Source organism: Neobacillus paridis (assembly GCF_016765675.1).
GTDB classification, from domain to species: Bacteria; Bacillota; Bacilli; order Bacillales; family Cytobacillaceae; genus Neobacillus; species Neobacillus paridis.
Genome location: NZ_JAESWB010000247.1, coordinates 25,481 through 46,606 on the forward strand (window position 1 = coordinate 25,481; position 21,126 = coordinate 46,606).

The following is a 21,126-nucleotide window of genomic DNA, read 5'->3' on the forward strand; positions in this document are numbered from 1 at the left end:
GTAGGAAAATTAGTGAAACCAACAGTCAGGAAAGAAGTTCTTCAACAAGTGGAATCGATCATGGCTCAATATTGTGAGGGCTGTTTTTTACATCGGTATTTGAAACAGGAAGGCGGCAGGAGACTTGCCCATCGCTTTTGCATTTCACAATGTACAGTTGGTGCAACTTTAAAGGAATATGGAAAAAAACTGATTTAATGACAAGACAATATAGAAAAAGGTCGACATCATTTGTCGACCCTTAATTGTCTAATCTATAAATGGATCATAGTTTTACAACGTTAGCAGCTTGAGGTCCACGGTTTCCTTCGACGATTTCAAAAGAAACTTCTTGGCCTTCTTCTAATGATTTGTAGCCTTCACCTTGGATTGCGCTAAAATGTACGAATACATCGTCGCCGCCTTCGACTTCGATAAAACCAAAGCCTTTCTCATTGTTAAACCATTTAACTTTACCGTTTTGCATGTACTTCTTCCTCCTAAGCCTTTCGCGGCACCGCCTATATAGTGCCAAAGTAAAATATTACCATGTCACGTTTACCAACGCTTTGTTTCATTGTTAAATCTGTGTACATGATGCTTTAAATATACAATAAGAAAAAAGGCCAGTCAAGGAACGCTGAAGATTTTTACAAATATTATTGAGGAGATTTCTGGATTCAAAAACATTTAACATAAAGTAATTGAGGCCCCTCATATGTTAGATTATGACTAAATATTGAGGTGGGGATCCATGTATCGCTTTTCAATTGAAAAAGATGAATGGGTTTTAAGATTTTCTCCAAAGCTTTCCATTGATGCTGACGAACGGCAAATGATTTTGATGTCACTCCTTCACATAGGCGAGAAACTGTCGAAATATTCACATGGAGATGCCTTTATCATTTTTACAAAAAAGATCGGCGCTATTGTCTTTACTGTAGAAACAATCCCATCATTTATATTAACCGTATCAAATATTATTTCAGAAGAATATTGGTACAATCAAGATTCGGTCAGTTAAAAAAATAAGTGCAAGAGGTTCAACAGGGTGCCCATTGAGGCACCCTGTTTTGGTTGAACTAGGAATCATGTTAATATTGTAACAAATTTGACAAAAATTAGAGCACTTTCTTTGATTATCTTTGATAAGATAAATGTGAGGAATATCACATTTAAAAACAAATCGGCTTTTTTGTGGGTGCATAATTTTATTAACATAATAATCAAATAATCTAAAGGGAGTGTTATTAGTGGATCCGCTTTTTTTGGCAAGGGTTCAGTTTGCCGCGACAACGATTTTCCATTTCTTCTTTGTTCCGCTTTCCATTGGACTTGTCTTTATGGTAGCAATTATGGAAACCATGTATGTCGTGAAAAAAAATGAACTCTACAAAAAAATGGCAAAGTTTTGGGGGCATTTATTTTTAATTAATTTTGCCGTTGGTGTAGTTACCGGAATTATTCAAGAGTTTCAATTCGGCATGAACTGGTCAGATTACTCCCGATTTGTTGGGGACGTCTTCGGTGCTCCGTTGGCTATTGAAGCACTTTTGGCCTTTTTCATGGAATCTACTTTTATTGGATTGTGGATTTTTGGCTGGGACCGTTTGTCGAAAAAGGTCCATCTGGCTTGTATTTGGCTGGTTTCCCTTGGTACTACTTTATCGGCAATTTGGATCTTGACAGCCAACTCATTTATGCAGGTTCCGGTTGGATTTGCAATGAAAAACGGCCGTGCGGAAATGAATGACTTTTTGGCCTTAATTACGAATGGCCAATTACTTGTCGAATTTCCACATGTCTTTACGGGTGCCTTATGTACTGCGGCCTTCTTTGTTGCCGGAATTTGCGGCTATAATTTATTGAAAAAACGTCATATTGCTTTTTACAAAAAGTCCATGAAATTGGCTATAATTATTGGCCTAATCGGCAGTATTGGTGTTGCTCTTACGGGTCACACACAAGCCCAGTATCTTGTCAAAACACAGCCGATGAAAATGGCTGCAGCAGAAGGGATTTGGAAAGATACTGCTGATCCTGCGCCATGGTCTCTTTTTGCTTTAATTGATACTAAGAAACAGGAAAATAAATTTGAACTAAATATTCCATACGCCTTAAGCTTTTTATCCTATTCGAAATTTGAAGGTTCACTTAAAGGGATGGAAACACTGCAAAAGGAATATACTGAAAAGTATGACTCAATCGTAGGTGAGGGAACAAATTATATCCCTCCGGTAAAGACCACCTATTGGAGCTTTAGACTGATGGTCGGTTTTGGAGCAGCGATGATTCTTTTATCAATCATTGGTTTAATCCTCTGGAAAAGGGACCGGCTTGTTGCAAGTTCTACATTTTTGAAGTTTTTGGTGCCGGCAATAGCGTTCCCATATTTGGCCAATACCTTTGGCTGGCTGATGACAGAAATTGGACGGCAGCCATGGTCTGTATTCGGTTTAATGACCACCGCCGATGCTGTTTCGCCGAATGTCCCTGCTGGGATGGTGCTATTTTCAACCATTATATATCTAGTGGTATTTACCATTCTTCTTGGTGTAATGGTGTATTTAATAATCAGGGAAATCAAAAAGGGTCCGGAAGAAGTACAGGGTATAGATGATAAACTTTCAACAGATCCATTTAAGGTAGGTGCTTAAGATGGAGTTAAGCGAGTTATGGTTTGTCTTAATCGCAGTGGTATTTATTGGTTTCTTCTTCCTGGAAGGGTTTGATTTTGGGGTAGGCATGTCAACCCGTTTTGTAGCTAAAAATCAAACAGAACGTTCAGTTATGGTCAATACCATCGGGCCGTTCTGGGATGCGAATGAGGTGTGGCTGTTAACAGGCGGCGGAGCTATTTTTGCGGCTTTCCCACACTGGTATGCCACGATGTTCAGCGGCTACTATTTGCCTCTGTTTGCGGCTTTGCTTTGTTTAATCGCGCGCGGAGTCTCATTCGAGTTCCGGCGAAAAATCAAGAATGAACGTTGGACAAATATTTGGGATTGGGTCATATTTATCAGCAGTCTTCTGCCGCCATTTTTACTTGGTGTCTTATTTACCAGCATGCTCAAAGGCATGCCAATTCAAAAAGATATGAATATGCAGCCCGGATTTACCGATTTTATCAACGTTTATTCCCTATGGGGCGGTGTAACCGTAACAATATTATGCTTCTTGCACGGCCTTCACTTCTTGACGTTGAAAACGGATGGCGAGATTAGAAGCCGCTCGGCCAGCCTTGCCAAAAAGGTTGCCTTGGCTGCACTGGGAGCATTGGCCATTTTTGTTGTCCTGTCCTGGATCATGACTGATATATTCACCGTCCATCTTGTTCCGGAGCTGGCGTTAGTGGTGTTAATTGTCTTGGCATATGCCTTAGCCTACTATTTTGTCTCGAAAAAGCGGGAAGGGTTAGCATTTACAATGTCTGGTCTAGGTTTGGCATTTACTGTTTCGGCGATATTTGTCGGGCTGTTCCCGCGGGTCATGATCAGCTCGATCAATAAAGCCTTTGATTTGACAGTCTACAATGCATCCAGTGGAGCTTATTCTCTCAAAATCATGACAATTGTTGCGGTTACGATCCTTCCATTTGTGTTAGGTTATACAGTCTGGAGTTACTATATTTTCCGTAAACGGGTAACAGATAAGGAGCATTTAACCTACTAATGGACAAAGCGATATTCACCTATAAAGGAGTTACACCAGTTTTAATTAAATTAGCGGTTTTAACGATATTGCAATGTGGAATGATCATTGTACAGGCCTATTATTTAGCGAATGCAATCTCCTCTCTTTATAGAGGAGATTTGTTTCGTACTGTGGTCGTTAAATTAATCATTTTCCTTATAGCACTTGTCCTTCGCCAGCTGCTATCTGTGTGGAAAAAAAATATTAGCTTTCATTTTGCTGCACATACAAGTGAATGCTTTCGTGATGCACTATTGCAAAAACTAATTTCTTTAGGTCCTCGTTTCATCCGAAAAGAGGGGTCGGGAATGACAGTTACATTAGTAATGGAAGGAATTTTAAAGTTTCGTCACTATTTGGAAATTTATTTAATAAAAATGATGAATATGGCCATTATTCCTATGGTCATTGTTTTGTTTATTTTTAAGGTTAGCGTTCAGTCAGCGGTAATATTAGTAGTAACTTTACCAATTCTGGTGACGTTTCTTATACTCCTTGGACTTGCAGCAAAAAGTAAGGCAGACCGGCAATTTCAGTCATTTCATCTGCTTTCGAATCATTTCATCGACTCGCTTAGGGGATTAGAAACCCTCAAATACCTCGGATTGAGTAAAGAACATGTTCATAAGATTAATAGTGTCAGTGAAGCCTATCGACGGGCCACGATCAAAACTCTGAGAATTGCCTTTTTATCGTCTTTTGCGCTTGATTTTTTTACTCTGCTTTCGGTTGCTACCGTGGCCGTTTTCTTAGGCTTGGGATTAATAAATGGTACGGTCCAGCTGCACCCGGCTTTAACGATTCTTATTTTGGCACCGGAATTCTTCCTTCCGATTAGGGAACTGGGGGCTGATTATCATGCTACTCTCGATGGCAAAAATGCCGGTAAAAAGATAGCAGAAATTATTGCCCAAGAATCAGAACATCACGATCATAAGATTTTACCAGTTTGGAATACATCAAGCAGTTTAGCTATTAAACATGTAAATTTACAGTTTCCTGATCATCAACAAGGTGGTCTTCAAGATATTGAACTTACCGTTTCAGGCCCCCAAAAAATTGGCATCATTGGGGCAAGTGGTGCGGGAAAATCCACCTTAATTGATCTGTTAAGCGGCTTTCTTGAACCTTCATCAGGAGAGTTTTGGATAAATGGAGAAAAGAGTTCTACACTATCCAATGACGTTTGGCAGCAGCAAGTTACGTATATACCGCAGCATCCATATATTTTTAATGACACGGTTTTAAACAATATCCGCTTTTACCAACCGGAGGCTGCAGATGACGACGTGCTTAGAGCTGCCAAGAAAGCTGGACTTGAGGAGGTAATCCAATCACTGCCCCAAGGGCTGGAAACCGTGATTGGGGACGGCGGCCGCAGCTTAAGCGGGGGGCAGGAACAACGAATCGCATTAGCCCGGGCTTTCTTGGGGAACCGCTCGATTATTATGCTTGACGAACCTACTGCCCATTTAGATATTGAAACGGAAGCAGAATTAAAGGAAACGATGTTAAAACTATTTAGCGGCAAGCTGGTTTTCTTTGCCACTCATCGTCTGCATTGGATGTTGGATATGGATCAAATTATTGTGTTAGATCAAGGCCGTATTGTCGAAATTGGATCACACGAACAGTTAATCGCAAACAAATCCTATTATTATCAACTCGTAGAAGCGCAGAAAGGAGATGGTCAACATGGGTAAGGAGAACTGGATTCGGCCTTATATACGGCAATACCGAACTTTCTTTGTCCTCTCAATCTTTCTTGGCCTATTGACCATTCTCTTTGGTGGTGCCCTTATGTTTACGTCGGGGTATTTAATCTCTAAATCGGCAGCACGGCCTGAATCCATCTTGATGGTGTATGTTCCGATTGTTGGTGTCCGCGCTTTTGGTATTGGCCGGGCGGTATTAAGCTATGTTGAAAGGTTATCAGGGCACTCGTTAGTGTTAAAAATCCTTTCAGAGATGCGTGTGAAGTTGTACAAAGTGATCGAGCCTCAAGCTTTTTTTGTACGCTCACGCTTTCGCACCGGAGACATTCTCGGGGTACTTGCTAATGATATTGAACATATCCAAGATTTCTATTTAAAGACCTTCATTCCTGCGTTTGTTTCCTTAATTATTTATGCGATCATCGTTGTTTGTTCTGATTTGTTTTCTATACCATTTGCAATCTTTCTTGCAATCATGATTGGCTTATTGTTATTTGTCGGTCCGCTCTTTTCATTGATCTATACAAAAGCCAAAAATGAACATTTAAAGAAGAACAGAAATGAACTCTATTATAAATTTACCGATGGCATTTTCGGTATTAGCGACTGGATCCTTAGCGGTCACTCTTCACAATTAATTGAAAAAGTGAAAAAACAAGAACATCAGATATTCCAAATAGAAGAAAAAAAACAATCCTTTATAAATTGGCGTGATGTCGCCAATCAGCTTGTACTGGGTTTCATTGTTATCGGAGTCATCTACTGGGCTAATGATTTTACACTTAAAGAGCTGCTTACTCCGCCATTCATTGCTGCCTTTGGACTTGCTGCTCTCTCCTTAATGGAATCCTTTTTGCCGATTGCAGGTGTCGTTAGTGATATTACCACCTACCAAGATTCCCTAAAGCGGCTGGATACAATAGAAAGTAAAGCCTTATTAATAACCGAAGAAAATCACACTGCTGATGACGTGGAGTTATTCTCAAACTGTGATAAACTGATCGAGATCAATAAGCTGACATTCGGTTACTCCCCAGATCTCCCGGTCCTGAATGAAGTGAATCTAACCGTTTCCCAAGGAGAGAAAATTGCTATTATCGGCAGAAGCGGCACAGGAAAGTCAACCTTGTTACACTTGCTGCATGGCGCCATTCATCCAACTAGTGGCGAAGTTAAAATAAATGGTCGGAATCTAACCAATTTAAGCGGATCAATCACTAAATATATTAGTGTTTTAAACCAAAAATCCTATTTATTTAATACATCGGTTTTGAATAATATCCGTCTGGGAAATCCAGCGGCAAGTGATGATGATGTCATTCGTGTTGCCAAGATGGTACAGTTAGATGAGATGATTAAGCAGCTTCCGCTCGGTTATGATACCATCATGGAGGAAACAGGGCAGCGTTTTTCGGGAGGAGAGCGTCAGCGGATTGCACTTGCCAGAATTTTATTGCAAAATACACCGATTGTTATATTGGATGAACCGACAGTCGGTCTTGATCCAATTACCGAATCTAAACTGTTATCTACTATTTTTACGACACTAAAGGATAAAACGATTATTTGGGTGACGCACCATTTAATTGGTGTTGAACAAGTAGATCGTGTTCTCTTTCTCGATCAAGGGAAATTTGTCATGGAAGGCAGTCATAAACAGCTGTTAGAGAGCGAAGAACGGTATCGGCGATTATATAGCTTAGACCGTCCGTTTTACTAAAACCTTTGATACCACCCTAAAAAATGAGGGAATGGAGGTATAAAATGGTTAGTGTAATTATTTCAGAGAAACCATCCGTCGCAAAAAATATTGCGGATGCGTTAAATATAAAGAATAGAAAAGATGGATACTTTGAAGGTAAAGACTATATTGTTACTTGGGCTTTTGGACATTTATTACAACTTTACAATGTGAAGGATTACGATGTGGGAAAGGCAAGGTGGAGAATGGAAAACTTCCCATTTATCCCTTCCCATTTTCGCTATAAAGTAAAAAGTGATCCTCGTAATAAAGAAAAAGAAGATCTTGGTGCTAAAAAGCAGTTGAAAATTATATACAGCTTAATCAAACGAAATGATGTAGATTCAGTGATACAGGCTTGTGATTATGATCGTGAAGGACAAGTCATTGGCGATACGATTATTTATAATCTCAAGACAAAAAAACAAGTTTATCGCTTATTATTGAACGAATGGACTCCGGATGAAGTGTTAAAAGGACTCCAAAACTTAAAGCCAAATACGGAAATGAGGCCTCTCCTAGACGCTGGTATTAGCCGTCAGTGGGCTGATTGGGTAATTGGCATTAATTTAACTTCTGTGGCAACCTTGAAGTATCAGAAGGGTTCTGGAAAGGCACTGAACATTGGAAGAGTGCTACTGCCAACGCTAAAAATTATTTATGATCGAGATAAAGAAATCGAAAACTTTGTACCTGAAGATTATTTTAAATTAGCGGCTACATTTAAAACAAAAGATGGTAAAGAGTACGAAGGGACATATATGGAAGATGGAGAGGATAAATTTAAGAATAAGGAAACTTTGGAATTAATACAACAAGCTCTAAGTCATCGATCAGCCACAATCTTAGACAAAAAAGTTGAACTTAAAAAAGAATATCCCCCATATTTATTTAACCTTTCAAACTTACAAGGTTTTATAACAAATAAATATAAAGGTTGGACTTCTGATAAAGTCTTGAAAGTGGCTCAATCTCTTTATGAAAAGAAATATATTACGTATCCACGTACGGCCAGTGTAGTATTGGAAGAAAGTTTAGTAGATAAGGCGGCTAAGGTACTGGGTAATCTAAAAAAAGGACTGCCATATGAAAATGAAATTACATTTGCGAAAAAGAAACGTGTTTTTGATAATTCTAAGGTAGAAAGTCACAGTGCGATTACTCCAACGTATTTACTTCCGAAATCGTTATCGGGGGATGAAGAAATTGTTTATAATGCTATTAAAAATCGCTTTATAATGCAGTTTATGCCGATTGCTGAACATGAAGAAACTAAAATTATCACCAAAGTTAATAATGATGAAATAAAAGGTCTGTTTACATCAAAAGGGAAAGTACAGCTAGTTGAAGGATGGAAAAAGGTTGAGAAAATCGAATCGAAGGATACTATTCTACCTTTAGTGAATATAAATGAGGTCGTAAGTATTGAAGACCACAAATTGACTTCTCATGTGACAAAACCACCAAAGCACCATACAGAAAAAACATTATTAAGAGTAATGGAAACATGCGGCAAGGGTAAAGACAAAGAGGATGATGATAGTGAAGAAATGATGGCTGCTATTTTAAGTGGTTATAGTATAGGTACACCAGCTACAAGGGCTGAAACAATAAAGAAGCTAAAAGACGTTGGCTATATTGCTACTCAAAATAAAGATTTAATTTGTACGGAACTGGGCAGAAAGTTAGTTGACACATTTCCAGTAAAGGAATTATTTGATTTAGAATTCACTGGTAGATTGGAAAAAACATTGTCTGATATTGAAAAGCAAAAGTTTAAAAAGGAAAGTTTCTTGAACTTAATTTTTGATTTTACAACAGGTGCTGTTAAAACAATTAAAAATGAAAAAGACATCATTATTAATGAAGTATCAAATAAAAAGAAATCAATGGAGGTTCTTGGCAAATGTCCTCTTTGTGGGCATGGAATTATTGAGGGACAAAAAGGTTATGGATGTAGCAACTGGAAAAATGGCTGTAAATTTGTCATTTGGAAAAATGATAAATATTTAGCATCGATGAAAAAGAAACCAACAAAAACAATGGTAAAAAGCCTTTTAAAAAATGGAGTCGTTTTGGTTAAAGGACTAACTAGTAAAAAAGGGAATAAGTTTGATGCTTATTTACGTTATGAAAAAAATTCTGATAACGAATATTTTAGTTGGAAGATGGAGTTTCCTGAAAAGCAAAAGGTTAAGGGTGAAAATTAACAAGGATTTACAAATAACGGTAAAGACTTTAATGCCAGGGTTTTTTTCGATGAAATCGGCTATAACCTGAAGTTCTTATTTGAAAGCGGGACAATAAAAAAATGACCTTTAGACCAATATTAGTGTGATAAAGAGCCTTGTCACTCTTATGGTTCTATAGTAAACTTTTAATGATGATGAGTAATGGAGGACTTCGGGATGCCCACACCAAGTATGGAAGATTATATAGAGCAAATTTATATGTTAATTGAAGAAAAAGGATATGCTCGTGTCTCTGATATTGCTGAAGCGCTATCTGTTCATCCCTCCTCAGTAACGAAAATGGTGCAAAAGCTTGATAAAGATGAATATTTAGTTTATGAAAAATATCGAGGACTTGTTTTAACTGCAAAGGGAAAAAAGATTGGCAAACGGTTAGTGTTCCGCCATGAATTACTGGAACAATTTTTGAAAATTATCGGTGTCAAGGATGAAAATATTTATAATGATGTCGAAGGAATTGAGCATCATTTAAGCTGGGATTCCATTGATCGGATTGGTGATCTGGTGCAATTTTTTGAAGAAGATGAAAAGCGGATTGATGCCTTAAAAGAAATTCAGAAACACAATGAAAATGGGTAGGAATGAGCACTTGGCAGAATCGCCAGGTGCTTTTAAAATAGGTTGGGATAATGATCAAAATCTTGCTCATGCTCGGGCAGTAAACACGGATTACCCTCCGGTCCCATCTCAACATGAACACCGGCAAGTAAACCTTTTTCCGCTTCCATTATCGCTTTTTGATAAGAAATGACCCGGCCTTCAGAGGTAATAAAACTAATAATCTTGCCATAATAATTCCGATGCAGTGCTGTAATTGTTTCCACCAAATATTCCACCTTTCCCTTCTAGCTTTTCATCTTTTCTATTTTTTAATCCACTTGCAAAAGAAAAGCATCGGAAAAATTTTTCCGATGCTTGTTTACCTCCAAATAAAAGGTGTTTCCTGGTAGACATAATAGTTTAGCCAATTTGAAAAGAATAAATGTCCGTGAGAACGCCAGCGATTAATCGGCGGCTGATTGGGATCATTATTGGGAAAGTAGTTTTCCGGCACATGAATCTCGAGACCTTTTTCAATATCTCTTTGATATTCCTGTGCCAAAGTATCGGATTCATATTCCAAATGACCGGTAATCATGACATGTTTGCGGTCTTTTGAGGAAATTAAAAGGGCGCCCGCTTCATCTGAGGCAGCTAACAGTGTTAACTTAGGATGATTTTTAATTGCCTCGATTGAAACATCTGTATATCGGGAATGAGGAGCGAAAAACTGGTCATCAAATCCCCGCAGTAATAAATCGTTCGCTTCAAAAACACGATGTGGATAGATTCCTGAGCATTTTCGGCTTAACTCAAATTTTCCGATATCATAATGGAAATAAAGAGCTGCCTGGGCACCCCAGCAAATATGTAACGTTGAAGTAACGTTTTCCTTCGTCCATTCCATGATTTCAGTCAATTCCGACCAATATTTCACTTGTTCAAATTCCAATAATTCAACGGGGGCTCCCGTTATAATCATCCCATCATACTTGTGATTTTTCACTTCTGCAAAAGTAGTGTAAAATTGTTCAAGATGCTGTTTACTCGTATGTGTCGACTCATATGAGCTGGTTTTTAGAAAGTTCACATTCACTTGTAATGGTGAATTTCCCAGCAATCTTAGCAGCTGAGTCTCCGCCTTTTCTTTTTCAGGCATCAAGTTTAAGATTAAGATGTTTAATGGTCTGATGTCTTGGCTGGTGGCTCGTTCGTCATCCATGATAAAAATATTTTCCTGTTCTAAAATTGCCCGTGCCGGCAGCAATTTTGGAATGTTAATAGGCAAATGGACCGACTCCTTTCATTTTTCGTTCATTCACCTAAATAAGTTTAATAGGTCAATGTGAATGAATAATATAAATATTCAATATTATTATTATAAACATTATTGATATTTCAGGAAAGATGATAATTTACTCTATTTACTTGTTCGAATGAATGCCTTATTTCCTAAAAGGACAAAGCAGTTCTAAATAAAGAAAACGAAGGAGTAGAAAAGTGATATGTTTGATCCAACAGCCTTTGATAACATGAAGGTAGTGATTGAAGGGGCAATATATGATCGGGATCTAAATGGAGAAATCATAATTACCGACCGAAATGATATAATTAACTCTGCAAAATTGTCTCGAGAGTTTTCGGTTCGTTTTACCCTTCCCGAAGATATAGATCATCATCTTTCTGCACAGATAGAATTGGTTGCAACGCTTGATAATTTGGCAGCTGAGCTGCTTTCCAGCTCCATGTCAGAAAAATTGGCAGGCTGTTTGGTTAAACTGGAATTCTTTTTAATACATCATCACGTTGCTGATAACTATCAAGCCATTCAAAAGTTGTTTTCCGGTATATGGGGAGAAACAAGAAAAATTACACAAACAATTCAGTATAAGCCTTTCGAGGAACCGCAAAAGGTAAAACATATTGTGACCATTGATTTTGCCCGGCTAATCAGGGAAGAACAAATGGATGATTTAATCGAGATGCTTGATTTTATCGTTAAGACTCTAAAGGAGTTACAGGTATTTACCATTTAAGATATGAGGATGAAAGCAGGTGTAAAAGGTGAACAGGGAAATGATCGAGCAAACAGAGAGCTTTGTCCGCCAAGAATTAGCTGAAGATGCGACAGGTCATGATTGGTATCATGTAGACAGAGTTCGGCGAAATGCATTATATATTACACACGAGGAACAATCTGGCGACCCATTTATCATTGAAATGGCGGCACTTCTTCATGATATAGCTGACGAAAAACTGAATGAAACTGTTGAAAAAGGAGAACAAAAGCTTGATAGCTTCTTGCAGACGTTATCAATAAATGAACAAACGAAACAACATATTAAAGAAATTATCGGCACCATTTCCTTTAAGGGCGGGCATGGCAGTGAACTTACCTCTGCCGAAGCAAAAATTGTCCAAGATGCGGACCGTTTGGACGCAATCGGTGCAATTGGAATTGCCAGGGCTTTTGCTTATGGAGGCAAAAAAGGACAACCAATCTATAATCCAGAACTTCAGGTTAGACAAGAAATGAGCCTGGAGGAATACCGGAAAGGGAAATCAACAAGTATTCATCATTTCTATGAAAAACTGTTGAAATTGAAAGATTTATTAAATACTGAAACAGCTCGAACAATGGCTGAAAGCCGCCAAAAAATGATGGAGCGCTTTTTAGATCAATTTTTTCAAGAATGGAATGGGATAAGATAATGAAGATGCTCACTGTCGAAAACGTTAGCAAAACATACGGAGAAAAGCAGCTTTTTCAGGAAATTTCCTTTACAATTGCGGAAAAAGAACGTGTAGGTTTAATTGGTGTCAACGGAACGGGAAAGTCTTCGCTATTAAAGATTGTAGCCGGTTTGGACCAGCCTGATTCCGGAAAAATAATAATGGGAAAAGACTATTCAATCGCCTACCTTCAGCAGCAGCCGGAGTTTGCTGTCGACCGCACGATTCTTGAGCAAGTCTTCCTTGGTGAGGCTCCTATCCTTAAGCTAGTACGAGAATATGAAAATACCTTGGTGCGACTGGCCAGCTCACCGAATGACGTTGAGACTCAGGAAAAATTATTTAACTTGCAGAAACAAATGGATACTCTAAATGGCTGGGAGACAAGCACAAATGCCCAATCGATTTTAACAAAATTGGGGATTACGGATTTTCGCCAGCATGTCGGTACTCTTTCCGGCGGGCAAAAAAAACGGGTTGCTTTGGCACAGGTCCTCATTGCTGAACCGGATCTGCTCATTTTGGATGAGCCTACCAACCATCTTGATTTTGAATCGGTCAAGTGGCTGGAGGAATATTTAAGCAGATATAAGGGCTCGATTTTACTTGTTACCCATGACCGTTATTTCCTTGATAGGGTAACCAATCGTATTTTTGAATTGGACAAGGGGCAGCTCTATAGCTATAAGGGCAATTACGCTGCCTTTTTGGAGGCTAAGGCTGTTCGCGAAGAAAACGCGGTGGCAACCTATGAAAAACAAAAGAACCTCTACAGACGGGAACTGGAATGGATTCGCCGCGGTGCTCAGGCGAGGTCGACAAAGCAAAAGGCAAGAATTCAACGCTTCAATGAACTTGATGAAAAGCTCGCGACTGGAAAACCCGGAACGGACAAGCTTGATATTGCCTTATCAGGGAGCCGCTTAGGTAAACAGGTTTTTGAATTAAAGGATGCAACGAAGCGGTATGGTGCCAAAACCATTCTACATCATTTTGATTTACTGGTTAAACCCGGGGATCGAATTGGCATCATTGGGAACAACGGGACCGGAAAATCAACTTTTTTAAATATCCTTGCTAAACGAGTTTCGCTCGACGAGGGTGAGTATAATATGGGCCAAACCGTGAAAATCGCTTATTATACCCAAGAAGGCGAAGATATGGATGAGAATAAGCGGATGATTGAATATATGAAAGAAACAGCCCAAGTTGTGGAAACATCGGATGGGAAGACGATTTCTGCCGCCCAAATGCTGGAACGTTTTTTATTTCCGCCTTCCACCCATGGTACTCCAATCCGGAAGCTCTCAGGCGGGGAAAAGCGCCGTTTGTATTTATTGAAAATTTTAATGACAGCCCCTAATGTCTTGCTGCTGGATGAGCCTACGAATGACTTGGATACCGAGACATTGACAGTGCTTGAGGATTATCTCGAGGAGTTTTCCGGAGTCGTAATAACAGTTTCTCATGATCGCTACTTCCTAGATAAAGTTGCCGAACAGTTGCTTATTTTAAGAGGTGAAGGGCAAATAGAGTCTTTCTATGGGAATTATAGTGAATACCTTGAAAAAGTAATCGCTATTGAGGCGAATAAAGCAGCTGTAACAGCTGCGCCAATTCCTAAGGGTCCGGAAAAAGAAAAAAAGAAGAAGAAAATGACCTATAGGGAGAAGAAAGAATGGGAAGAGATTGATGGAGTCATTGCCCGGACAGAAGAGCAGCTGGAAGAGATCACAGCGGCAATGGCGGCATCCGGCAGTGATTTTGCAAGTTTACAGGAGTTAATGAAGCAGGAGGCAGAAATAAGCGAAAGGCTGGACCAGTTAATTGATCGCTGGACCTATTTGGCGGAGCTTGCCGAAAATGAATGAATATACACGTCATGAAAGACGTGCTTTTTCATTTAAATCAGGCATCTTACATGAATTAATGATATTCAATATGTTAAACTTGTTAATGAATACATGAGAATAAGGTGATTGTGTTGAGAATTAAGTCTATAGAACCAACGCCAAGTCCAAATACGATGAAAATTATTCTTGATCATGAGCTGCCGATGGGTAGAAGCCATAACTATAAAAAAGAAACGGCTGCGGATGCTCCTCCAGTTATCCAAGCTATCCTGTCTATAGAGGGTGTTAAGGGAGTCTACCATGTTGCCGACTTCCTGGCAATTGAGCGAAATGCAAAATATGATTGGCAGCAAATTTTGCCAAAAGTTCGTCAGGCGTTTGGTGAAAAGTTAACTCAAGCAGAGGAAAGCCAGAACCTTGTTACCGATCACTTTGGGGAAATAAAAGTGGAAGTTCAAATGTTTAAAGGAATTCCGCTGCAAGTCAAACTAACGGATGGTACACAGGAAAAGCGGTTCGGCATGCCGGAATACTTTTTAAAAGAAAGAGAGAAGGCCCAACTGCCTGAGGATAATTATATATTGCTGCGCAAATGGAAAAATATAGGAGTGAGATACGGTGACATCGATCAGGTTGGGCAAGAGGTTGTTGAGGAACTCGTTGCCGCCTATCCACTTGAAAGATTAAAGGAACTTGTAAAAAAAGCACAGTCAAAAGACGGCACTAAAGAACAAAAACCTAAACGCAGCCGCAAACGACTAACGGTCCAAGACTTAAACCATCCTGATTGGCGGGTTCGCTACCAGCTGCTGGAGCAAATGGATGATCCGGAACTGGCCGATTTGCCTGTTCTTGAAAAGGCTTTAGCGGATGAAAAACCTTCGATACGCCGGCTGGCCACCGTTTACTTGGGGATGATTGAAGATCAAGCTGTACTGCCTCTCTTGTATCGCGCCCTCAAGGATCGGACCGTTACAGTCCGCCGTACAGCTGGAGATTGTCTGTCCGATTTAGGATTTATTGAAGCTGTTCCGGCAATGATGGAAGCATTGCAGGATTCCAGTAAAATAGTGCGCTGGCGGGCAGCGATGTTTCTATATGAAGTGGGAGATAAACGAGCACTTCCGGCATTAAAAGCTGCCGAAAATGATCCCGAATTTGAAGTCAGAATGCAAATTAAAATGGCTATCGAAAGAATAGAAGGCGGCCAAGCCGCCAAGGGCTCCGTTTGGAAGCAAATGACCGAAGCACGAAAGACAGAAGCATAATTGCTTTAAGTTGATTTTCTTAAAAACAAGAATGGAGTGAAGTATTAATGTCAAATGCCTATGAAGAATATATGAAACAAATTATTTCGCCGATGCGTGAAGAGCTGACAAATGCCGGCTTTGAAGAATTAACGACGGCAGAGGACGTCGAAAAATTTATGGAAAATGCAGATGGAACAACTCTAGTCGTGGTAAATTCTGTGTGTGGTTGTGCCGCTGGATTAGCTCGCCCTGCAGTAGTTCAGGCTATAGTAAACAGTAAGAAAAAACCGACCCATCTTGTTACGGTGTTTGCCGGTCAGGATAAGGAAGCAACAGCGAAGATGCGTGAATATTTTGAAGGCTATGAGCCTTCCTCTCCTTCAATGGCATTACTGAAAGGGAAACAAGTAGTTCATTTTATTCCACGGCATGATATTGAAGGGATGGAGATGGAAACAGTAATGCAAAATGTGCTCGGGGCGTTAGAAGAACATTGTTAACTTATGGGGGACGAACTCACGGCGTCCCTCAGTTTAATTTATGAAATAAATATCAATATTATCTGGACGTTTCCAAAAATTTAAATTTTTAATAAATATATCAAACTGCATTTTCCATTTTTTCGAAAAAAGAAGTATAATGACCTTATCGGTAAGTTTTTTTGACTTAATAGAGAAAATGGGTGAACTGTCGTGAATAAATGGCTCCGAAAATCACTTTTTATCATCATTTCTATCTTAACTTTCGGCTTAGTCACACCTTCACAGCTGATGAATACGGTGAATGCCGAAAATCATGGCGATCGTGATGCATTTGAAGCTCAGTCGGTAGAGAATAATTTTGTCAAAGCAACCGGTCTTTTAGAAGAGTCTGAGTCTGCAAAAGAAACATTCCTGCAAGAACTATTAAAACAAGCTGAGTTACAATCCTATCAAAAATTTGGAACGAGAATAAAACCGGTGATTGAAAATGAATTCCGGGAAATTATCTTACCTAATATTGAATCAGCACTTGAAGAAACGGCGGCACAATTTCCCGAAGAAGACTTAAAAAATTTGACGATTACAGAAAAGCCGGGAAAGGGACTTTCCGAAAAAATATTTAATATAAAAAACGCTGAAACAGGGAAAGATATTCTTCGATTCCATGTGAGAAGGGAACATCCGCCGCAAGCGGGATACTGGTTTAACTTTCACTACCATACGTATCACGACGAATATCAAGGCCATCATGATCTCGGTTCTATCTATTGGGACAAAAATACTCCTCCAAAATGGATGAGTTAAACTTTCTTTTAACGAAAGAAAGAAAAAGTTATTTTTAAGTGAAACTTTTTATTAAAAGACTCGTAAATAGACTATCAACTAAAATGGAGGAATGATAAAAATGGCAGTAAGTTTATCAAAAGGACAAAAAGTTGATCTAACAAAAACAAATCCAGGGTTAACCAAAGTGGTAGTTGGCCTTGGCTGGGATACAAATAAGTATGACGGCGGTCATGATTTTGACCTGGATTCTTCTGTTTTTCTATTAGGCGAAAACGGTAAAGTGACAACTGAAACTGATTTTGTCTTTTATAACAATCCACAAGGGGCCAATGGTGCAGTCGTACATACCGGGGACAACCGAACAGGCGAAGGAGATGGCGATGACGAACAAGTAAAAATTAATTTAACGGAAATTCCGGCCAACATTCAGCGGATTGCTTTCACGATAACAATTCATGAAGCAGCCAGCCGCAATCAAAATTTTGGACAGGTGTCGAACTCATACGCCCGAATTTTTAACGAAGAAACAGGTGAAGAATTGATTCGTTATGACTTAGGCGAAGATTTCTCGATCGAAACAGCCATTGTAGTTGGAGAATTATACCGTCATAATGGCGAGTGGAAATTCAGTGCAATCGGAAGCGGCTACCAAGGCGGCTTGGCAGCATTGGCGACAGACTTTGGGTTACAAGTCGGCTAATCAGTTCATGATTTTAAGACCCGGCAGGAAGCTGGGTCTTTTTGACAAATCAGTCTATCTAGGGGGAACAAACTTAAATGTCAGTTTTACAAGGAATTCTCGACACATATGCGCAATTTTTTGATTGGCATATGTGGGGAGAGGTTTTGACCGATCCGGTTGCATGGGGGCTCATTGGTTCACTGGTTATTCTTGAAGGCCTCCTTTCTGCCGATAATGCTCTCGTTTTAGCAGTAATGGTAAAGCATTTACCGCATGATAAACGGAAAAAGGCCCTTTTCTATGGCTTAATTGGCGCTTATACCTTCCGCTTTGTTGCGATTGGGATTGGCGTATATCTGATTAAGCTATGGTGGGTCAAAGTTATCGGGGCTGGATACCTTGCTTGGTTATCCATTAAATATTTTATCGATAAACATAAAGACGAAGCTGAAGAAGGGGAAGAAGCTGAGGGAATCAACAAGAATGGTATATTGATTCGTACTTTCGGTGTTTTTTGGGGAACAGTTGCTTCTGTTGAACTGATGGATATAGCTTTTTCAGTCGACAGTGTGCTGGCGGCGTTTGGTGTAAGCAATGAGGTCTGGGTCCTGTTAATCGGAGGTATGCTAGGTGTGTTGATGATGCGAGGCGTAGCCGGTTTATTCTTAACCTTAATTGACCGCGTTCCAGAGCTTGAAACAACGGCCTATATTTTAATCATGCTGATTGCCATTAAGATGCTGCTTAGTGTCTTCGATATTGAATTAACCCATGTAACATTCTTCACAATCCTGATCGTAACCTTTGGTGCTACTTTCATTGTTCATTTTATGAACAAGAAAAAGAAGAAGGCGAAAGAAAGTTAACAGCAACATGAAAAGGGAGCTGCCGCGAGTTGTCTCCCTTATTTTTTAGCGTACATGAGGAGTAGGAAACATATGAGGTTTTTTACCTATTTTTATCAGGATGAACTTGAGCAGTTCTTCTATCAACAACCCCAGGAGTTTAATAAATTTTCAAGCAGGGATATCCTGGCTTACGGTTTGGGAGCAACACTTTATATGCCAGCAACACGCCCCAATATTCATCAGGATATTCTCTCCAATAAGCATGAGGGGTTAACCTCCTTAGTTTTAGATCTGGAAGATGCCGTCGGTGATAATCAAGTTATTGCTGCCGAACTGCTGTTAATTGGAGAACTGCTGAAATTAAATGGTGAATTGGAGAAGGGATTTTTAACCGTAAAGGATTTGCCCTTAATGTTTGTCCGCATTCGCAGCCTTGAGCAGTTCAAGCGGGTGATGGAACAGTTGGGTGATGCATCACAGTTGTTAACAGGGGTTGTGCTGCCTAAATTTAATCCCGAAAATGGTGCGGAAATTTTGAACGAAGTTCGTCATATTCATTTGCACCACCATCCTTTTTATGCCATGCCGATTCTCGAATCAGTTAAAGTGATCCAAAAAGAAACGAGAATGGAAGAATTATTAAAAATTAAACAGCTTATCGACTGCTATAAAGAAAATGTACTTAATATTCGAATAGGTGCAACAGATTTTTCCGGGTTATATGGGATTCGCCGCAGCGCCGATACAACGGTTTACGAGATTGCTGTTTTACGAGATTGTATTGCTGATATTATTAATGTTTTCGGGCGCCAGGCAAGTTCCTATGTTATTTCAGGCCCTGTGTGGGAATATTTTTCAGCAAAAGATAGAATCCTTAAACCACAGCTTAGGCAAACCCCATTTCGCGACCGTTATGGCACGGAAGGCTTACGATGGCGAAAAAAATTGTTAGATGAAAATATCGACGGGTTCATTCGGGAAATTCTAATGGATATCGCCAATGGCTTAACCGGGAAAACGATCATTCACCCTTCACATATTAAAATCGTTCAGGCATTAAATGTCGTTTCGTATGAGGAATATATTGATGCGCAGATGATCATTCAAGCGGCAACCGGTGAATTCGGAGTGCTGAAAAGTGAGTTTGCTAACAAAATGAATGAAATAAAACCACATTTGTACTGGGCAGAGAGAACGATGATAAAAGCAAAGCTATACGGGGTGCTGTATGAACATTTTACCAACATCGACCTTATCAAAAAAGAAGTATACGTTCCATATCCTTGATGCACTTGTTGCTGAAATTGATCTATTGGATAATCCATACAGGCTGCCGATTGAGGAGTTATTTACAATGGCCGCAAGAATCAATAAAAAACGGGCGTTTTTATTTGTCAGCAATGTGCTTGGAAAACATGTGCCCATCAGTCCCAATAAAGGACTTTTAATTGGGGCTTTATTAGCAGCGAGATATTGCGAAACGGTAAAGGGACTGCCAGCTAATAATAAAAATCAATTGGTAACTGCGTTTCTTCAGGATACATCGGTGCCGATTGATCCTTTTATTGTAGCCGCAGTGAATCCGCTCATAATTGGGTTTGCGGAAACAGCAACGGCACTCGGTCATGCATTTTTCTCCTGCTTCCAGCATGCCGATTTTTTTCATACAACAAGGGAAGAAGTAGCGAGTTGCACTCCGGAAGTGATCTTTGAAGAAGAGCATTCGCACGCGACCTCGCATCGTTGTTATATTCCAACGGAAATGATCGCTCATCAGCGGGAAATAATTCTCGTTGACGATGAAATGACAACCGGGAAAACCGCTTTAAATATTATTAAGTCTATCCACTGTAAATATCCGCGGAGCGAATACACCGTTGTATCGATTCTGGATTGGCGTTCAGAAGACCACCACAGGCAATTTGCCGATTTAGAGAAAGAGTTAGCCATTAAAATAAATGTAGTCAGTCTTTTATCAGGTAAAGTGCGGGTTAAACCGTTAAAGGAGATGAAAGAAAACGTCCCTGTGAAAGCGGAAGCAGAAAAGCAGCTGTCGATTGAGACGGCAGACCTTTCCGAAATGTTTTCGCCGACGTCATTTTCTTCTATTACTGAAACCATTCCATATATTAAAGAGACGGGGCGATTTGGGCTAAATAGTAGAGAAAATGACCAGCTTCATCAAAGAGCCTGTCAAGCAGCCGCGTTTTTATCGCAGAAAAGGAAGGGGAAGCGGACGCTTTGTCTCGGAACAGGTGAATTCATGTATCTGCCAATGAAAATCGCAGCTGAAATGGGAAAAGGTGTATTTTATCAATCAACAACAAGAAGTCCGATCTATGTTGACCATAACAAAGGATATGGGGTCAGATATGGTCTTGCCTTTCCCAATCCTGAGGACATGGCTGTTCAACATTTTGTCTATAATATTGCCCCAGGATGCTATGATGAAATTTTCCTATTTTTTGAGAGAGCGGTCAATTTAGCGAATCTTGCTCCACTGCTTGAAGAGCTGAAAAAAACGAAAATTAACTCGGTTCAACTTATCTTTTTTTCAAAGAAACAGAGGTGA

At 39.6% G+C, this 21,126-nt stretch carries 21 protein-coding genes; 18 read left to right on the forward strand and 3 right to left on the reverse strand.

Annotation, left to right across the window (positions count from 1 at the left end; all coding sequences use genetic code 11):
• Positions 1-12: 12 nt before the first annotated feature.
• On the forward strand, positions 13-198 hold the full coding sequence (locus JK635_RS16615; protein ID WP_202655079.1) for a zinc-finger domain-containing protein: 186 nt from the start codon (positions 13-15) through the stop codon (positions 196-198).
• Positions 199-265: 67 nt separating this feature from the next.
• Here the strand turns inward: JK635_RS16615 and cspD are convergent, their stop codons facing one another.
• Positions 266-466 carry a cold-shock protein CspD gene (cspD, locus tag JK635_RS16620; RefSeq protein WP_042355328.1) on the reverse strand — a complete coding sequence of 67 codons (201 nt, stop codon included), beginning with the start codon at positions 464-466 and terminating at the stop codon, positions 266-268.
• Between the two features lie 267 nt (positions 467-733).
• Between cspD and JK635_RS16625 the strand changes: the two genes are divergently transcribed.
• The 7 genes from JK635_RS16625 to mntR all read left to right on the forward strand — a co-directional run bounded on the left by JK635_RS16625 (position 734) and on the right by mntR (position 9,959).
• Positions 734-1,003, forward strand: a complete 270-nt coding sequence (locus tag JK635_RS16625) for a hypothetical protein (RefSeq protein WP_202655080.1) — start codon at positions 734-736, stop codon at positions 1,001-1,003.
• A 229-nt stretch (positions 1,004-1,232) separates the two neighbouring features.
• The gene (locus tag JK635_RS16630) at positions 1,233-2,636 is read left to right on the forward strand and encodes a cytochrome ubiquinol oxidase subunit I (protein WP_202655081.1); all 1,404 of its coding nucleotides are present in this window, start codon (positions 1,233-1,235) and stop codon (positions 2,634-2,636) included.
• 1 nt (position 2,637) lies between these two features.
• On the forward strand, positions 2,638-3,651 hold the full coding sequence (cydB, locus tag JK635_RS16635) for a cytochrome d ubiquinol oxidase subunit II (protein ID WP_202655082.1): 1,014 nt from the start codon (positions 2,638-2,640) through the stop codon (positions 3,649-3,651).
• Positions 3,651-5,375, forward strand: a complete 1,725-nt coding sequence (cydD, locus tag JK635_RS16640) for a thiol reductant ABC exporter subunit CydD (RefSeq protein ID WP_202655083.1) — start codon at positions 3,651-3,653, stop codon at positions 5,373-5,375. The genes cydB and cydD overlap by 1 nt, the downstream gene beginning before the upstream one ends.
• Positions 5,368-7,107, forward strand: coding sequence for a thiol reductant ABC exporter subunit CydC (cydC, locus tag JK635_RS16645; RefSeq protein WP_202655084.1), 1,740 nt, complete (start codon positions 5,368-5,370; stop codon positions 7,105-7,107). The genes cydD and cydC overlap by 8 nt, the downstream gene beginning before the upstream one ends.
• 44 nt (positions 7,108-7,151) lie before the next feature.
• Positions 7,152-9,338 (forward strand): type IA DNA topoisomerase, encoded by a 2,187-nt coding sequence (locus JK635_RS16650; RefSeq protein ID WP_202655085.1) that lies wholly within the window; start codon positions 7,152-7,154, stop codon positions 9,336-9,338.
• Between the two features lie 198 nt (positions 9,339-9,536).
• Positions 9,537-9,959 (forward strand): transcriptional regulator MntR, encoded by a 423-nt coding sequence (gene mntR / locus JK635_RS16655; protein WP_202655086.1) that lies wholly within the window; start codon positions 9,537-9,539, stop codon positions 9,957-9,959.
• Positions 9,960-9,991: 32 nt separating this feature from the next.
• Here mntR and JK635_RS16660 read toward each other — a convergent pair whose 3' ends face one another.
• Both JK635_RS16660 and metA read right to left on the reverse strand, forming a co-directional pair.
• Entirely contained in the window at positions 9,992-10,204 is a 213-nt protein-coding gene (locus tag JK635_RS16660; RefSeq protein ID WP_202655087.1) for a DUF3892 domain-containing protein, read from the reverse strand.
• Between the two features lie 95 nt (positions 10,205-10,299).
• Positions 10,300-11,208, reverse strand: a complete 909-nt coding sequence (gene metA / locus JK635_RS16665; protein ID WP_202655088.1) for a homoserine O-acetyltransferase MetA — start codon at positions 11,206-11,208, stop codon at positions 10,300-10,302.
• Positions 11,209-11,425: 217 nt separating this feature from the next.
• Here metA and JK635_RS16670 point away from each other — a divergent pair, with 217 nt between their 5' ends.
• The 10 genes from JK635_RS16670 (at position 11,426) to JK635_RS16715 (ending at position 21,126) form a co-directional block, all read left to right on the forward strand.
• A complete protein-coding gene (locus JK635_RS16670; RefSeq protein ID WP_202655089.1) occupies positions 11,426-11,956 on the forward strand; it encodes a hypothetical protein in 531 nt (176 codons plus the stop codon).
• A 40-nt stretch (positions 11,957-11,996) separates the two neighbouring features.
• On the forward strand, positions 11,997-12,632 hold the full coding sequence (locus JK635_RS16675) for an HD domain-containing protein (protein ID WP_202655090.1): 636 nt from the start codon (positions 11,997-11,999) through the stop codon (positions 12,630-12,632).
• The gene (locus JK635_RS16680; protein WP_202655091.1) at positions 12,632-14,524 is read left to right on the forward strand and encodes an ABC-F family ATP-binding cassette domain-containing protein; all 1,893 of its coding nucleotides are present in this window, start codon (positions 12,632-12,634) and stop codon (positions 14,522-14,524) included. Before JK635_RS16675 ends, JK635_RS16680 begins: the two co-directional genes overlap by 1 nt.
• A gap of 113 nt (positions 14,525-14,637) precedes the next feature.
• A complete protein-coding gene (locus tag JK635_RS16685; RefSeq protein ID WP_202655092.1) occupies positions 14,638-15,774 on the forward strand; it encodes a conserved virulence factor C family protein in 1,137 nt (378 codons plus the stop codon).
• Between the two features lie 47 nt (positions 15,775-15,821).
• Positions 15,822-16,256, forward strand: a complete 435-nt coding sequence (locus JK635_RS16690; RefSeq protein ID WP_202655093.1) for a BrxA/BrxB family bacilliredoxin — start codon at positions 15,822-15,824, stop codon at positions 16,254-16,256.
• A 192-nt stretch (positions 16,257-16,448) separates the two neighbouring features.
• The gene (locus JK635_RS16695; RefSeq protein ID WP_202655094.1) at positions 16,449-17,042 is read left to right on the forward strand and encodes a YpjP family protein; all 594 of its coding nucleotides are present in this window, start codon (positions 16,449-16,451) and stop codon (positions 17,040-17,042) included.
• 100 nt (positions 17,043-17,142) lie between these two features.
• Entirely contained in the window at positions 17,143-17,724 is a 582-nt protein-coding gene (locus JK635_RS16700; RefSeq protein WP_202655095.1) for a TerD family protein, read from the forward strand.
• 77 nt (positions 17,725-17,801) lie between these two features.
• Entirely contained in the window at positions 17,802-18,572 is a 771-nt protein-coding gene (locus tag JK635_RS16705) for a TerC family protein (protein ID WP_202655096.1), read from the forward strand.
• A 72-nt stretch (positions 18,573-18,644) separates the two neighbouring features.
• The gene (locus JK635_RS16710) at positions 18,645-19,841 is read left to right on the forward strand and encodes an HpcH/HpaI aldolase/citrate lyase family protein (RefSeq protein ID WP_202655097.1); all 1,197 of its coding nucleotides are present in this window, start codon (positions 18,645-18,647) and stop codon (positions 19,839-19,841) included.
• On the forward strand, positions 19,783-21,126 hold the full coding sequence (locus tag JK635_RS16715; protein ID WP_202655098.1) for a phosphoribosyltransferase family protein: 1,344 nt from the start codon (positions 19,783-19,785) through the stop codon (positions 21,124-21,126). The genes JK635_RS16710 and JK635_RS16715 overlap by 59 nt, the downstream gene beginning before the upstream one ends.

What these genes read in the sequence shown, in the direction of transcription:
- cspD (WP_042355328.1), bottom strand. Translation starts at nt 466, where the DNA reads ATGCAAAACGGTAAAGTTAAATGGTTTAACAATGAGAAAGGCTTTGGT.
- JK635_RS16625 (WP_202655080.1), top strand. Translation starts at nt 734, where the DNA reads ATGTATCGCTTTTCAATTGAAAAAGATGAATGGGTTTTAAGATTTTCT.
- cydB (WP_202655082.1), top strand. Translation starts at nt 2,638, where the DNA reads ATGGAGTTAAGCGAGTTATGGTTTGTCTTAATCGCAGTGGTATTTATT.
- cydD (WP_202655083.1), top strand. Translation starts at nt 3,651, where the DNA reads ATGGACAAAGCGATATTCACCTATAAAGGAGTTACACCAGTTTTAATT.
- cydC (WP_202655084.1), top strand. Translation starts at nt 5,368, where the DNA reads ATGGGTAAGGAGAACTGGATTCGGCCTTATATACGGCAATACCGAACT.
- JK635_RS16650 (WP_202655085.1), top strand. Translation starts at nt 7,152, where the DNA reads ATGGTTAGTGTAATTATTTCAGAGAAACCATCCGTCGCAAAAAATATT.
- mntR (WP_202655086.1), top strand. Translation starts at nt 9,537, where the DNA reads ATGCCCACACCAAGTATGGAAGATTATATAGAGCAAATTTATATGTTA.
- JK635_RS16670 (WP_202655089.1), top strand. Translation starts at nt 11,426, where the DNA reads ATGTTTGATCCAACAGCCTTTGATAACATGAAGGTAGTGATTGAAGGG.
- JK635_RS16675 (WP_202655090.1), top strand. Translation starts at nt 11,997, where the DNA reads ATGATCGAGCAAACAGAGAGCTTTGTCCGCCAAGAATTAGCTGAAGAT.
- JK635_RS16680 (WP_202655091.1), top strand. Translation starts at nt 12,632, where the DNA reads ATGAAGATGCTCACTGTCGAAAACGTTAGCAAAACATACGGAGAAAAG.
- JK635_RS16690 (WP_202655093.1), top strand. Translation starts at nt 15,822, where the DNA reads ATGTCAAATGCCTATGAAGAATATATGAAACAAATTATTTCGCCGATG.
- JK635_RS16700 (WP_202655095.1), top strand. Translation starts at nt 17,143, where the DNA reads ATGGCAGTAAGTTTATCAAAAGGACAAAAAGTTGATCTAACAAAAACA.
- JK635_RS16705 (WP_202655096.1), top strand. Translation starts at nt 17,802, where the DNA reads ATGTCAGTTTTACAAGGAATTCTCGACACATATGCGCAATTTTTTGAT.
- JK635_RS16710 (WP_202655097.1), top strand. Translation starts at nt 18,645, where the DNA reads ATGAGGTTTTTTACCTATTTTTATCAGGATGAACTTGAGCAGTTCTTC.
- JK635_RS16715 (WP_202655098.1), top strand. Translation starts at nt 19,783, where the DNA reads ATGAACATTTTACCAACATCGACCTTATCAAAAAAGAAGTATACGTTC.